At 68.4% G+C, this 14113-nt stretch carries 15 protein-coding genes and 1 tRNA gene; 12 read left to right on the forward strand and 4 right to left on the reverse strand.

The window, feature by feature from the left end; genetic code table 11:
- The first annotated feature begins 1 nt into the window (after position 1).
- Positions 2–2935 carry a TonB-dependent receptor gene (locus KBI44_15555; protein ID MBP9145898.1) on the forward strand — a complete coding sequence of 978 codons (2934 nt, stop codon included), beginning with the start codon at positions 2–4 and terminating at the stop codon, positions 2933–2935.
- Positions 2936–2961: 26 nt separating this feature from the next.
- Here the strand turns inward: KBI44_15555 and KBI44_15560 are convergent, their stop codons facing one another.
- Positions 2962–4299, reverse strand: coding sequence for an amino acid permease (locus KBI44_15560; protein MBP9145899.1), 1338 nt, complete (start codon positions 4297–4299; stop codon positions 2962–2964).
- On the opposite strand from KBI44_15560, the gene KBI44_15565 reads away from it, so the two are divergent.
- Positions 4298–5236 carry a hypothetical protein gene (locus KBI44_15565; GenBank protein MBP9145900.1) on the forward strand — a complete coding sequence of 313 codons (939 nt, stop codon included), beginning with the start codon at positions 4298–4300 and terminating at the stop codon, positions 5234–5236. The two genes, KBI44_15560 and KBI44_15565, sit on opposite strands and share 2 nt — an antisense overlap.
- 57 nt (positions 5237–5293) lie before the next feature.
- On the opposite strand, the gene KBI44_15570 is transcribed toward KBI44_15565, so the two are convergent.
- From KBI44_15570 to KBI44_15580, 3 genes are read right to left on the reverse strand one after another with little or no spacing between them, the layout of a single operon-like run.
- Positions 5294–5884: a dephospho-CoA kinase gene (locus KBI44_15570; protein ID MBP9145901.1), complete on the reverse strand. Its 591-nt coding sequence runs from the start codon at positions 5882–5884 to the stop codon at positions 5294–5296.
- 8 nt (positions 5885–5892) lie between these two features.
- On the reverse strand, positions 5893–6849 hold the full coding sequence (locus tag KBI44_15575) for a bifunctional 5,10-methylenetetrahydrofolate dehydrogenase/5,10-methenyltetrahydrofolate cyclohydrolase (protein ID MBP9145902.1): 957 nt from the start codon (positions 6847–6849) through the stop codon (positions 5893–5895).
- Complete coding sequence (locus KBI44_15580) at positions 6846–7643, reverse strand: ubiquinone/menaquinone biosynthesis methyltransferase (protein ID MBP9145903.1); 798 nt, start codon at positions 7641–7643, stop codon at positions 6846–6848. The genes KBI44_15575 and KBI44_15580 overlap by 4 nt, the downstream gene beginning before the upstream one ends.
- 209 nt (positions 7644–7852) lie before the next feature.
- Between KBI44_15580 and rplM the strand changes: the two genes are divergently transcribed.
- The 10 genes from rplM (at position 7853) to KBI44_15630 (ending at position 14097) form a co-directional block, all read left to right on the forward strand.
- Positions 7853–8302, forward strand: coding sequence for a 50S ribosomal protein L13 (gene rplM / locus KBI44_15585; protein MBP9145904.1), 450 nt, complete (start codon positions 7853–7855; stop codon positions 8300–8302).
- 22 nt (positions 8303–8324) lie between these two features.
- Positions 8325–8744: a 30S ribosomal protein S9 gene (gene rpsI / locus KBI44_15590; GenBank protein MBP9145905.1), complete on the forward strand. Its 420-nt coding sequence runs from the start codon at positions 8325–8327 to the stop codon at positions 8742–8744.
- A 70-nt stretch (positions 8745–8814) separates the two neighbouring features.
- On the forward strand, positions 8815–9591 hold the full coding sequence (gene rpsB, locus KBI44_15595; protein MBP9145906.1) for a 30S ribosomal protein S2: 777 nt from the start codon (positions 8815–8817) through the stop codon (positions 9589–9591).
- 152 nt (positions 9592–9743) lie between these two features.
- The gene (gene tsf / locus KBI44_15600; GenBank protein MBP9145907.1) at positions 9744–10394 is read left to right on the forward strand and encodes a translation elongation factor Ts; all 651 of its coding nucleotides are present in this window, start codon (positions 9744–9746) and stop codon (positions 10392–10394) included.
- Between the two features lie 9 nt (positions 10395–10403).
- Positions 10404–11159: a UMP kinase gene (locus KBI44_15605; protein MBP9145908.1), complete on the forward strand. Its 756-nt coding sequence runs from the start codon at positions 10404–10406 to the stop codon at positions 11157–11159.
- A gap of 96 nt (positions 11160–11255) precedes the next feature.
- Positions 11256–11810 (forward strand): ribosome recycling factor, encoded by a 555-nt coding sequence (gene frr, locus KBI44_15610; GenBank protein MBP9145909.1) that lies wholly within the window; start codon positions 11256–11258, stop codon positions 11808–11810.
- Between the two features lie 22 nt (positions 11811–11832).
- Positions 11833–12582, forward strand: coding sequence for a 2-C-methyl-D-erythritol 4-phosphate cytidylyltransferase (gene ispD / locus KBI44_15615; protein ID MBP9145910.1), 750 nt, complete (start codon positions 11833–11835; stop codon positions 12580–12582).
- On the forward strand, positions 12579–13064 hold the full coding sequence (locus tag KBI44_15620; protein MBP9145911.1) for a 2-C-methyl-D-erythritol 2,4-cyclodiphosphate synthase: 486 nt from the start codon (positions 12579–12581) through the stop codon (positions 13062–13064). Before ispD ends, KBI44_15620 begins: the two co-directional genes overlap by 4 nt.
- Positions 13065–13066: 2 nt before the next feature.
- Positions 13067–13837: an RNA methyltransferase gene (locus tag KBI44_15625; protein ID MBP9145912.1), complete on the forward strand. Its 771-nt coding sequence runs from the start codon at positions 13067–13069 to the stop codon at positions 13835–13837.
- Positions 13838–14022: 185 nt separating this feature from the next.
- Positions 14023–14097: transfer RNA gene (locus tag KBI44_15630), tRNA-Thr, on the forward strand.
- The last annotated feature ends 16 nt before the right edge of the window (positions 14098–14113 follow it).

Raw genomic sequence — 14113 nt, forward strand, 5'->3', positions numbered from 1 at the left:
GATGTCGAAGTGGCTGACCCGGGCTCTGGCCCTGCTTCTTCTGGGCGTGACGCCAGCGCTCGCGCAGCAGTCGGGAACGATCCAGGGTGAGGTGACGTCAGCGGCCGGCGAGGGACTTGCCGGTGTCGTCGTCGCGGCGACCTCCGACCTGCTGCCGCAGGCGCGCCAGGCAGTCTCGGGCGCCAACGGCGACTTTCAGCTGCCGCTGCTGCCCCCGGGCACCTACCAGGTGAGCTTCTCCCTCGAGGGCATGGCGACGGTGAAGAAGAGCGTGCAGGTCGCTCTGGGACAGACTGCGACGGTGGACGCGAGCCTCACGATCGACGCCGTGTCCGAGGAGATCGTGGTCGTGGGGACCTCTTCGCTCGTCAACACTTCCTCGGCGGAGCTCGATACGTCCGTGACGCAGGAGACGATCGAGGCGCTTCCCGTCGGCCAGGAGTATCGAGATCTCGTCAAGCTCATTCCCGGCGTGCAGTACACCGAGGACAGCGTGCGCGGCCCGAGCGCCGGCGGCAGCGGGCAGGACAATACCTATCTCTTCGACGGCGTGAACGTCACGCTGCCGCTCTTCGGCACGCTCTCGGCCGAGCCGTCATCGCACGACGTCGACCAGATCGCCGTCGTCAAGGGCGGCGCCAACGCGGTCGACTTCAATCGCGCCGGCGGCTTCCTGATGAACTCGATCAGCCGTTCGGGCACCAACGCGTTTCGCGCCTCGCTCCGCTACCAGGCGCAGCCGGAGAGCCTGACGGCCGATCGCGACAACGCGGGCACCGTTTTCGAAGAGGACAAGGAGTGGTGGATCGGGAGCGTGGGTGGACCGATCTTCCGCGACCGGCTGTATTTCTACGCTTCGTACTTTGCGCCCAACTCGACGCGCGAAAGCCGCTCGAACCTCTACGGTGAGGTGCCGGACTTCGAGAGCGACCGCGACGAGCTCTTCGGCAAGCTGACGTTCGCGCCGACCGACTCGCTGCTCTTCCACGCCAGCTATCGCACCTCGGAGCGCACGGACTCGGGTACGAGCGTCTCGACTGCGGCGTCGGCCGGGTCGACGAGCAACGGCAGCGAGGCGACTCTCGACATCGGGATCTTCGAGGCCTCCTGGGTGATCGACGAGCGAAGCTACGCCAGCTTCCGGTTCACCGACTTCGAGAACCAGACCCTGGGTCGGCCGGACAACCTCTTCGCCTTCGCGCCGCGGCTCGACGGCAGCGTCGACCTCGACATCGCCGGCCTGGACACGCAGGGATTCATCGTCGTGCCGGGGAGCGACGGCGCGAACGCTTTCCAGCGGGGATTCATCGAACGGTATGGGTATCTCGACAACGGCACCCGCGTCGGTGGCGGCCGGGTCGGCGGCGCCGCGCAGATCGACGACAACGACTTCTACCGCCAGAGCTGCCAGGCCAGCTACGACCGGATCTTCGGCGAGAAAGTCACCCACGCCTTCCACGTCGGATACCAGTGGACCAGGGACGAAGAGGACCTCCTTCGCTCGTCGAACGGCTGGGGTACGGTCACCATCCCCGGTGGCACCACCTTCTGCCCGGCGAACTCGAGCTGCGCCGGGCAGAAGGTCTTCTTCCAGGCCGGGGTCCTGCAGCAGGGCATCACGCTGCCGAACGGCGTGCAGGTCCCGGCGATTCACTCGGAATACGAGTCGCAGAATCTCGAGCTCAACGACACCATTCGCTGGGACGACTTCACCTTCAATGTCGGCCTCCTGGTGAGCAACGACGAGCTCTACGGCCAGGGCCTCAAGCCGAACTCGAGCAACGTCTCGGGCTTCGAGGTCGCCCGCGGCCACAAGTACGAGATGTACGAGCTCGATTTCGCGGACACGCTGCAGCCCCGGTTGGGCGCAGTCTGGGCCTACAACCCGTCGAATACCGTGTTCGCGAGCTACGCGCGCTACGTCCCGGCGGCGAGCTCGCTGCCGCGCGCGGCCTCCTGGGCGCGCAACGCGGCGGGCCAGGTGAACGCTTACTTCGACCAGAACGGAAACTTCATCGGTTCGTCGCCCGAGGCGGCCTCTTCGGGCAAGTTCTTCGCGGACGACCTCGATCCGCGCACCACCGACGAGTACATGCTCGGCACGACCCGGGAGCTGGGCGGCGGCTGGTCGGCGCGCGCTCATGCCCGGTATCGGTACAGCTTCAACTTCTGGGAAGACACCGAGAACGACTCGCGGCTGCGCTACGAGCCGCCGCCCGGCATCCCGCGCGAGCTCTACATCCGGGACCTCGCGCGGGTGCGCGGCGAGATCGGCGGCTCGAACTTCGTCATTGCCGAGCTCGACCGCTCGTTCACCAGATACTGGGAGGCGGGAATCGAGACCGAGTGGCGCGGTACGCGCGCCTTCGTCAGCGGCTCCTATGTCTGGAGTCATTACTACGGCAACATGGACCAGGACGGGAGCGCGGGGACCAGCCTGGCGAACGACAGCAACCTCTTCATCGGCTCGTCGAACATCGCCGACGGCGGTGGACGCCAGCTCTGGGACGGCAAGTACGGCGATCTGCGCGGCGACCGCCGCCACAAGCTGAAGATCTACGGCTACCGCACCCTGCCCTGGAGGGCGAGCGTCGGCGCCTTCGCGATCTATCAGTCGGGCCAGCCGTGGGAGGAGCACAATTACCGCGTCTATCCGGTTTCGATCCTCGCCGGCAGCACCAGCGACAGCAACCGCTACGCCGAGCCCGCCGGCTCGAGGACGACCGCGGCGCACCACCAGCTCGACCTCAACTACACCCAGAACTTCCCGCTCGGCGAGCGCTTCAACCTGCAGGCGCGCCTGGACGTTTTCAACGTCTACGACCGCCAGACGGGCTACGACATCCAGGATAATTTCAACAGCGCCGATTTCGGCCGGCCGCAGTCCTTCTACGATCCCCGCCGGTTCCAGCTGTCGGTGCGCCTGGAGTTCTAGCCTGCGGTGGCTCTCCGGCGCGCGTCTCAGCGCCGCCGGGCCTGCCGGCCGTAGATCCGATAGGCCACGGTGCCGACGGCGAGGACGGCGCAGCCGGCTGCCGCCTGGCGCGGGGCGGCGACGAAGCTGTTGGCGACCACCCCGGCGGAGATGGCGACGAAGATCGCCGTCGTCCAGGGGTGGCCCGGGGCGCGGAAGTGATTCCCGTGCACGTCGCCCGGCGCCCGCCGCAGGAGAAAAAGGCCGGCGGCGGTCAGGCCGAAGAAGAGCCAGTCGCAGAAGACGACGTAGGAAAGCAGCTGGTCGTAGGTCTGCGAGACGAGGAGGACGAGCGCCACGCCGGCCTGCAGGCGGAGGGTGAAGCTCGGCGTGCCGAAGCGCGGATGGAGTGTCGCCGCGCGGCGCAGGAAGAGGCCGTCCTCGGCCATCGCGTAGTAGAGCCGCGGTCCGGTCATGGTGATGACGGCGAGGAACCCGAGGCACGAGACGACGGTGAGCGCGGCGACGAAGCGCGCCCCGAGCTCGCCCGCGAGCGCCCGCGCGACGTCGGCGGCGAGCGCCGTCGAGGCCGCCACCTCGGCCGGCGGCAGAACGCGCAGGTAGATCCAGTTGAGCCCGACGTAGACCACGACCACCAGCGCGACGCCCAGGATGTTCGCCCGCGCGAGCGTCCGGCCGGCGTCGCGGATCTCGGCCGCGAGGCTGCCGCAGTTCTGCCAGCCGCCGTAGGCGAAGAGCACCGGCACGAGGGCGGCGAAGAAGGCGGTGAGCGTTACCTCCGAGACCATCGGCAGGTGGTAGGTCGTCGCCGCCGCGGGGCGCTTCACCAGCATCAGGACGCCGATCGCCGCGATGCCGCCGAGCTTCAGGATCATCAGGCTGTTGTTGGCGCGTTTGCCGGGTCGGACGCCGCGCACGTTGATCTCGGTGAGCAGAACGATGACACCCGCGGCGAGGCCGAGCCGGCCGACGGCGCCGAGCGGCACGAAGGAGCCGTCGACGTAGCTCGCCAGAGCGGAGGCGACCGCCGCGATGCCACCGGTATTGATCACGAAGAGCAGGGCGAATCCGTAGAGGAAGCCGGCGAACGGGCCCCACGCCCGCGACAGGTAGACGTACTGGCCGCCGACCTGCGGCAGGCGCGAACCGAGCTCGGCGTAGACGAAGCCGCCGATCATCGCCAGGGCCCCGCCGGCGAGCCAGACGAGCAGCATCCATTCGGGCGCCGGCAGGATCCGCGCGACGTTCGACGGGTTGACGAAGATGCCGATGCCGATGATCGCTCCGGCGACGACCACCGTCGTGTCCCAGAGTCCCAACTCGCGCCGGAATCCGGCGGCGGCGATCCTGCCTGGCTGCGTCATGAGCGGTTCCGGCGACGAGCCTAGCCCATCGCAGGCGCGGCGGGTGCGCCGGCGCGACTTGCCCCGGCGACGGAAATCCTGCACGATCGACAGCAAGCCGATGGTGCGCGATTCCTCAGGTTCCGCAAGTGGCGGGGCGCCGCTGCCGCCCGCGCCCTCCGGCCCGGAGCGCGATCGGATCCGCGACTGGGTTCGATTGCTGCGCTGGCCGGTGGCTGCCGTGCTCGTCGCAGGTCTTCTCGCGCTCGTCGCCTGGCGCCTGATCGCCGGGCTCGAGCGCGCCGGCCGGGCGGCAGCGAACCTCCCGGGAGCCGCGGCAGAACGCATTGGCGCGCTGGCCCGCGACCTGCTCACCGGCAATGTCACCGAGAGCTTCCTCGCGGCGATTCCCACCGTGGCGCCGCACGCCGGGGGCAACCTCGAGGTCGCGGTCGCCGAGAGCGTCGAGAGCCTGACGCGCAGCGACGAGCGGCGCGCCTTCTGGGACCTCGTCGATCTCGGCACGACGACGGTGGAGATCCGGGTGCCGGTCACCTATCGCTATCACGTGCGCCTCGACGAAGACTGGACGGTCGAGATCGAGGACGGCTTCTGCCGCGTGCTCGCGCCGGTTCTGCGGCCCTCGCAGCCGCCGGCGATTCACACCGACCGAATCGAGCGCCGGGTAGAGGAGTCGTGGCTGCGTTTCGATGCCGCCGAGCAGCTCGCCGTCCTCGAGCGCCAGTTGACGCCGCGGCTCTCGCAACTCGCGGCCGACCCTCGGCACATGGCCCTGGTGCGGGAATCGTCGCGCCAGGCCGTGGCTCGCTTCGTGCGTGCCTGGCTGCTGACCAACGGGGCCTGGGGACCCGATCGCGTGCGCGCCATCCAGGTGCAGTTCGCCGACGAACGGGGCGACGAGCTCGAGGTTCCGGTCACTCTCGTGGTCGGCGACTGAGCGGTCGCGGTCCCCGCGCTCGCCGGGGCAGGAGCGCGTCTTCCGGCTGTCGCGCTTTCAGCGCTGGCGGATCTCGGTAACGAGGGCCGCGACGGCAGCACGAAGCTCTTCCGGAGAACCATCGTTCGCGATCGTGCGATCGGCGGCCGCGCGGCGCTCGCGGCCGTCGCCCTGGGCGACGAGCCGGCTGAGCGCCTCCTCGCGCGGCAGGCCGCGGGCCACGGCGCGCTCGAGCCGTAGCTCGAGCGGAGCCTCGACCGTCACGACGAGGTCGAAGTCCGGGGCATAGCCGGCCTCGACGAGACGGGTCGCCTCGAAGACGACGGGCCCGGTCGCGGTCGCTGCCACGCGCGCGAAGTGGGCTCGAACGAGCGGGTGGATGGCCTCTTCGAGCGCCTGGCGCGCGGCACTGTCGGAGAAGATCAGATGTGCGACCCTGGCCTTGTCGACGCTGCCGTCGGTCTTGAGTAGACCGGGGCCGAAGAGCGTCGTGAGCGCCCGGGTGCCGGCGCCTCCCGGTCGATAGAGCTCGGCGACCACCCTGTCGGCATCGACGACCTCGAAGCCGGCCTCTCGCAGGAGGCGTGCCACGGTCGACTTGCCGCTCGCGAGTCCACCTGTCAGCCCGACCCGCGGTGGCGAAGGCATTGCGTCCGTCAGCTCGCGGTGCCGGGTGCACCGCCGGCCGCGACCTCGATGCCGAAGCGCCGGCGGGCGGAGGTCAGGGTGTTGGCGAGGAGCATCGCCACAGTGAGTGGGCCGACGCCGCCGGGGACCGGGGTGATCGCCGAGGTCTTCGGCGCGACCGCCGGGAAGTCGACGTCGCCGACCAGGGCGTAGCCTTTCTCGGCGAGCGCCGCCTGGCGCTTCGCGTCGTCGCCGACCAGGCGGGTGGCGAGGGCGAGGTCCTGAACCCGGTTGATGCCGACGTCGATCACGACCGCGCCTTCGCGCACATGGTCGGCGGTGATCATCCCGGGTCGCCCCACCGCGGCGACCAGCAGGTCGGCCTCGCGGCAGATGCCGGCGAGGTCGCGCGATCTCGAGTGCGCGATCGTCACCGTGCAGTTCTCGCGCAGCAGAAGCCCGGCCATCGGCTTGCCGACGATCGTGCTCCGGCCGACCACGACGGCATGCCTGCCGGCGAGCGCGATGCCGTGCCGGCGCAGCGACTCGATGATGCCGGCAGGGGTGCAGGGGACGAAACCGGGCTGGTCGAGCCAGAGCCGGCCGACGTTCACAGGGTGGAAGCCGTCGACGTCCTTCTCCGGGTCGACCCGGTCCAGGATGTCGCGCGCCGGCAGGCCCGCCGGCAGCGGCAGCTGGACGAGGATGCCGTCGACCCGGGGGTCGGAGTTGAGCTGGTCGAGGAGGGCCAGAAGATCGTCGGCCGGTGTCGTTGCCGGCAGGATGTGACCGAAACTGGCGAGACCGGCTTCGGCGCAGGCCTTGGTCTTCGAGCCGACATAGACCCGCGAGGCCGGGTCGTCGCCGACCAGGACGACGGCGAGGCCGGGCGGCCGGCCGGCTCGGGCCTGCACTTCGAGGGCTCCCGCGGCGACTTCGGCGCGGATCTGGGCGGCTACGGCTTTGGCTTCGAGGAGCTGGGTCATCTCATCTTCTTTCTTCCGCGGTAGAGGGCGAGGATGCCACCGGAGAGGCTGACCGAGCTTGTGGACTCGAAACCGGCCGCCTCGAGCCGGGCGGTGAACCCCTCCCGCTGCGGAAAGTCGAGCACGGAGCTCGGCAGGTAGGTGTAGGCCGTCGGGTCTTTCGAGAGCAGGCTCCCCACCTTGGGGAGAAGGTGCTGAAAATAAAAGAGATAGAGGCCGCGGAGCGGCTGCCAGGAGGGCACCGTGAACTCGAGCACGCCGAGCTCGCAGCCGGGGCGGAGAACCCTCGCGAGCTCGGCGAGGGCGCGATCCAGGTCGGCCACGTTGCGCAGCCCGAAAGAGACCGTGGCGGCGTGGAAGCTCGCGTCGGGGAAAGGCAGATTGAGGGCGTCGGCGTTGAGGACGGACGGCTCCGGGAGTGCCCTGCCATCCCCGCTGGCTCCGATCGCCCGAGGAGTCGACCGGCTGGCGGCCGCGAACTTGGGCGCGGCCAAGGCCAGCATCGGCAGGCAGAAATCGGCGGCAACGATCTCGATCCCCGGACGGCGCAGGGCGAGGGCCTGGTCGCCGGTGCCGCAGCAGAGATCGAGAACCCGCGAGCCCGGGGGCAGGACGAGGGCCCTGGCGAGCCTGCGGCGCCAGACCCGGTCGAGCGAGGCCGAAAGCAGGTGGTTGAGGAGATCGTAGCGCCGGGCGACGCGGCCGAACATCGCCCGGATCCGGGCGGCGTCCTTTTGCTTCAATTGCTCGACTGGGGTAACGTCTGCGAGGACTTCCGGCCCGTTTTGCGGCATGATTGCCGGGAAGTCTATCGTGGGGCCGGGCCGTCCTCGAGGCGCTGAGGCTGCGGGTCGGTCTCTTCCGCCGCAGGCTTGACAGCCAAGTGGCCGATCTTTATGATTTCAGGCTCTCTGCGCTGAAGTGCCGGATCCGATCCAGCCCAGCAGACCCGCAGAACCGATTCCTCCGCTAGTCGCTGGAGAAACCGTCTGGAGAAGATGAAATGAAGAGTACTGTGAGCCCCAAGCCGGCTGAGATCGAGCGCCAGTGGTTCGTCATCGACGGCGCCAACGTGCCCGTCGGACGCCTCTCCTCGACCATCGCCAAGTTGTTGATGGGTAAGGGGAAGCCGTTCTGGGCCCCGCACGTCGACTGCGGCGATTTCGTCATCGTTCTGAATGCCGAGAAGGTCCACCTCTCGGGCACCAAGGAAGAGACCAAGGTCTACTACCGTCATACGACGACGCAGCCCGGCAGCTTGAAGTCCCCCAAGGCCTTCGAAGTCCGCGCCAAGCATCCGACGCGGATCGTCGAGTCGGCGGTGTTCGGCATGCTTCCCAAGACCAAACTCGGGCGCAAGATCCGGAAGAAGCTGAAGGTCTACGCCGGCGCGGAGCATCCGCACCAGGCGCAGAAGCCGTCGGCGTTCGACCTTGCTTCGGTAAAGATGTAGGAGGAGTGAACAAGTGAACCAGGTGCAACCCACCCCATCCACCCAGCCGGTCCAGCCCACCCAGTACTACGGTACCGGCCGCCGCAAGACCTCGACCGCCCGTGTCTTCATGCGCCCCGGCGCCGGTGGACTGGAAGTCAACGGCCGCACCCTCGACGGCTACTTTCCCAACCCGGTGTTGCGGATGGTCGTGCAGCAGCCGCTCGTCCTGACCGAGACGGGGGAGAAGTTCGACATCTTCGTCACCGTCGAAGGCGGCGGCAACTCCGGCCAGGCGGGTGCGATCCGGCATGGCATCAGCCGCGCCCTCCTCGTGTTCGACATCGCGCTGCGCGACCGGCTGAAGAGCGCCGGCCTCCTGACCCGCGATCCCCGCAAGAAGGAACGCAAGAAGTACGGTCAGAAGGGCGCTCGTGCGCGCTTCCAGTTCAGCAAGCGTTGATCAGCTGAGCGCGGCATTGCATCAGATGACGTTCAGCCTGGTTTTCAGACAGATCTAAGGAGAGAGATTCGTGGTCGAAATTTCGATGCAAGAGCTGCTCGAGGCGGGGGTCCACTTCGGCCACCAGACCCGGCGTTGGAACCCGAAGATGAAGCCTTACATCTTCGGCAAGCGCAACGGGATCTACATCATCGATCTGGCGAAGACCCTGAAGCAGTTCCGCGAGGCGGCCGAGTTCGTCTACCGGCTCGGGCAGGAGGGTCGCCGGCTGCTGTTCGTCGGCACCAAGCGCCAGGCCCAGGACGCGGTCGCCGAAGAGGCGCGACGTTGCGGTCAGTACTTCGTGACCCACCGCTGGCTGGGTGGCACGTTGACCAACTTCGTCACCATCCGCCAGTCGGTCGATCGTCTGCTCGAGATCGAGGCCCGGCTGGCCGAAGAGGGCGGCGTCACCACCAAGAAGGAGCGCCTGCGGTTCGACCGCGAGCGCGAGCGGATGAACCGCAACCTCGAGGGCGTGCGCGATCTCGAAGCCCTTCCGGATGCGATCTTCGTGGTCGATCCCAAGAAGGAAGCGATCGCAGTCGCGGAAGCCAACAAGCTCGGCATCCCGGTCATCGGCATCGTCGACACGAACTGCGATCCGGAGCTCATCGACTACGTCATTCCGGGCAACGACGACGCGATCCGCACCATCCGGCTCTTCCTCTCCCGTATCGCCGATTCCTACATGGCCGGGGCGAACGCCCTGCAGCAGGAGATGATGGTCGAGGCCAAGGACGCTCCAGAGGTCCCCGGAGTCGGGATGTCCGCCAAGGATGGCGACCTGGCAGCTCCGGTAGCCTGACGCCGGCACCGATCGACGCAAGCAGGACAAATCAATAACGGCTCGGCGGGCGACAGGCGTATTGCCCGAACTCAAGGGTCAGTCGATGGCAGAGGACTCGCCGATCGCCTGACCCTTTGTCTTGCCCGCCGGCGAGAAAAGAGAGAATCGACATGCAGATTACGGCCCAGATGGTCAAAGAGCTCCGCGAGCGCACCGGCGCGGGGATGATGGACTGCAAGAACGCGCTGGCGGAGACCGGCGGCAACTTCGAGCAGGCCGTGGACACGCTGCGCAAGAAGGGTCTCGCGGCGGCCGCGAAGCGCTCCGGCCGCGTCGCCGCGGAGGGGCTCGTCTCCTCCTACATCCACGCCGGCGGCAAGATCGGCGTGCTGATCGAGGTCAACTGCGAGACCGACTTCGTGGCGCGCACCGACGAGTTCCAGGAGCTCGTGCGCGACATCGCGATGCACATCGCAGCGGCCGAGCCGCGCTATGTCGAGCGCGCCGAGGTGACCGCCGAGATCCTCGACCGTGAGAAGGCCATCTACCGCGATCAGGCGCTCGAATCCGGGAAGCCGCCGGCCGTCGTCGAGAAGATCGTCGAGGGCAAGATGGAGAAGTTCTACGCCGAGGCGGTGCTCCTCGAGCAGCCGTTCGTCAAGGACACCGACACCACGATCGGCCAGATGATCACCGCCAAGGTCGCGAAGATCGGCGAGAACATCAAGGTCCGGCGTTTCGCCCGCTTCAAGCTCGGCGAGGGTATCGAGAAGGTCGAGAAGGACTTCGCCGCCGAAGTCGCCGGCATGACGCAGGGCTGACCCCGCGTCATGGCCGACTCTCCTGGATCGCGTCCAGCGTACAAGCGGGTTCTGCTCAAGCTCTCCGGAGAGGCCCTCATGGGCACGCAGAGCTTCGGCATCGACGCCGGGGTGGTCTCGGGGATCGCCAACGAGATCGCCGAGGTCCATCGCCTCGGCGTCGAGCTCGCGATCGTGATCGGTGGCGGCAACATCATCCGTGGCGTGGCGGCCTCGCAGCAGGGCATCGACCGGGTGACCGGCGACAACATGGGGATGCTCGCCACGGTGATCAACGCCCTGGCGCTCCAGGACGCGCTCGAGAAGTGCTCCGTCCCGACCCGCGTGCAGACTGCGATCGAGATTCGCTCGGTGGCCGAGCCGTTCATCCGGCGGCGGGCGATACGGCACCTCGAAAAGGGGCGTGCGGTGATCTTCGCCGGTGGCACCGGGAATCCGTTCTTCACCACCGATTCGGCGGCGGCGCTGCGCGCCAACGAGATCCACGCCGACATCCTGCTCAAGGGGACGCGCGTCGACGGCGTCTACACCGCCGATCCGCGCCTCGATCCGGCGGCGAAGCTCCTCTCCGAGGTGACCTACCAGCAGGTGCTGGAGCGCGATCTGCGGTTCATGGATGCCGCGGCGATCAGCCTCTGCCGCGACAACGGAGTGCCGATCGGTATCTTCAATCTCACCCACGAAGGCAACATCCGTCGCGTGGTTTGTGGCGAGCGCGTCGGCTCGATCGTCCACAAGACGGCGACCGGCGAGCGCGCGAATTGACTCTGGCGGCGTTGCCGGGGATGATCGACCCCGGGGCCCAAAACCACGGGGATCCGCGGTGAACCAGGTGCCCCGCGAGCGCACGAGGAGGATCGGATGAAGGCGATTCACCAGGAAGCCGAAACGAAGATGAAGCTGGCGGTCGAGCACATGCATGCCGAGCTCAAGCGGCTGCGGACGGGCCGTGCGACGCTCGGGCTCCTCGACGGGGTGACCGTCGACTACTTTGGCACGCCGACGCCATTGAAGCAGGTCGCCACGCTGACCGTGGTCGACGCGACGATGCTGATGGCGCAGCCCTGGGACGCCAAGCAGATCCCGGCGATCGAACGGGCGCTGCAGAAGTCGGACTTGGGGCTCAATCCGATGAGCGACGGCAAGACCGTGCGGATCCCGATTCCGCAGCCGACCGAGGAGCGCCGCAAGGAGCTCGTCAAGAAGGCGCACGAGATCGCCGAGCACGCCCGCACCGGCATCCGCGCGGCGCGGCGCGAGGCGAACGACAAGCTGAAGAAGCTCGAGAAGGAGCACGAGCTCGGGCAGGACGACGAACGCCGTGCCCTGGAAGAGATCCAGAAGCTCCACGACCGCGAGATCGACGAGGTCGCGAAGGTCCTCGAGCACAAGGAAAAAGACATCATGACGGTCTGAGGCGGACGGTCCGGGGCTCGATATGGACCGGTCCGGCAGCACGCTGCACACCCGCCTCGTACCAGCCGCCCGCGTGCACGCCGTGGTTCCCGCGGCGGGACGCGGGCTTCGTTTTGGCGGCACACTCTCCAAGCAGTTCGAATCGATCGCCGGCCGGCCGCTCCTCGCCTGGACGGTCGAACGGCTGCTCGCCGCCGGCGTCGACTCGGTGACCGTCGCCCTGCCCAGTGATGTCGCCGTGGCGCCGCCCGACTGGCTCGCCGATCCCCGGATCTGCACCGTTGCCGGCGGGGACAGCCGGCAGGAATCGGTCACGGCGGCGCTCGCCGCGTCGCCGGCGGAGGGTCGCGACCTGGTGCTGGTCCACGATGGCGCGCGCCCGGCGCTCGCCGCCGCGGATCTCCTGGCCGTCTGTCAGGCGGCGTTGTCGGCGGATGGGGCAGTGCTCGGCCGGGGCGCTTCCGACACGCTCAAACTTGTCGAACAAGGGGTGATCGTGGGAACCGTCGATCGCAGTCGGGTTTTTCGCGCCGAGACGCCGCAGGTGTTCCGCCGCGAGCTCCTCGAGCGCGCCATCGAGGCCGCCCTCGCGGTCGGCTTCACCGCCACCGACGAGGCCTCGCTGGTGGAGCGTTTCCCGGGCATGCGAGTCCTCGCCGTCGAGGCCGTGGCGCCCAATCCGAAGCTCACGACTCCAGCCGACCTGCCGCTGGTGCGCGCGCTCCTCGAAGGCTTCGGCGCTCTGCCGGACTCGTCGGGAGCCGGGCGGTGAAGCTGCGCATCGGGCAGGGTTACGACATCCATCGCCTGGTTCCGGGAAGAAAGCTCATGCTCGGCGGGGAGGAGATCCCGTTCGATCTCGGGCTCGACGGGCACAGCGACGCCGACGTGCTGCTGCACGCCCTGGGCGACGCGCTGCTCGGCGCCGCGAGCCTCGGCGATCTCGGGCGGCATTTTCCGCCGGGAGAGGAGCGCTGGCGCGGCGCCTCGAGCGTCGATCTGCTCGAGCGCATCGTGGCGCTGGTGCGGGAGAAGGGACTCAGGGTCGTCAACTGCGACCTGACGCTGGTCGCCGAAGCGCCGAAGCTGGCGCCGTACCGCGAGAAGATCATCGAACGCATCGCCCGCGTCCTGGGCACCGAGGAGAACGCCGTGGGATTGAAGGCGACGACGAACGAAGGTCTGGGCGCGATCGGGCGCGGCGAAGGGATGGCGGCCTTCGCGGTGGTGTTGCTGACGTCGGTGGAAGCCTGAGAATGGCCGCCACCACGCGCATCTTCGGATTTCATCCGGTGCACGAGGCGCTGCTGCACCGGGCGCACGAGGTGCGCCGGGTCTGGATCCTCGCCGCCCGCCAGGGGACCCGCCGCCGTGAGGTGGAGAAGCTCTGCACGGCGGCCGGCGTCGAGTTCGCGAGCGCGGCGCCCTCCGATCCGGTCTGGCTCGGCGGCGCGGTGCACAACGGCTTCGCAGCCGAGCTCGCGCATCAGCCAGGGGGGATGGCGTCGGCGGGGACCACAACCGGAGGCAGTCCCGGCGCCGGCGCCGAACGCGGTGACGCGAGCTTCGTCGTCCTCGCCGAGGACATCCAGGATCCGCGCAATCTCGGTGCGCTGCTGCGCGTCTGCGAAGGGGCAGGCGTCGGCCGGGTGCTGGTTCGCGACCGCGGTTCGGCGCCGCTCTCGGCAACGGCGGTCAAGACGTCCGCCGGGGCTTCGGAGTGGCTCACGGTCGAGCGCATCGGCAGCTCCGCGCAGCGCCTCGAGCAGTTGAAGAAGGAGGGCTACTGGATCTACGGCCTGGCGGCCGGCGGCGAGGTGCCGTGGAGCGTCGATCTCACCGGCCCGGTAGTGCTCTGCGTCGGCGGCGAAGAGGACGGCCTGCGCCAGCTGACCCAGGAGCGCTGCGACCGCCTCATCGGCCTGCCGATGCAGGGCCACGTCAGCTCGCTCAACCTCGCGACGGCCGCTGCGGCCGTGCTCTACGACGCGGTCCGTCAGCGCACGACCGGCAAGAAAGGGCGCTGAAACACCCGGCGCTGCACGGACCTGTCGCAAATCGACGGAGCTCCGGCGATTCGCGGAAGCTCGGAGCGGCCCTCCGACCACCGCGCGGCTTGTCAGAAGGGCCTTAAAACCACTAGACTCCGCGAGCGGTCCGGCCAGAAAAGTGGATCGGTTCGGAGGATCCGCCGGGAGGGTCGCAAAACCTTGCCGGCATAGCTCAGGGGTAGAGCAACCGCCTTGTAAGCGGTAGGTCCTCGGTTCAATTCCGAGTGCCGGCTCCATTCGCACGACCCGGAA

Source organism: Thermoanaerobaculia bacterium (assembly GCA_018057705.1).
Lineage (GTDB): Bacteria > Acidobacteriota > Thermoanaerobaculia > Multivoradales > JAGPDF01 > JAGPDF01.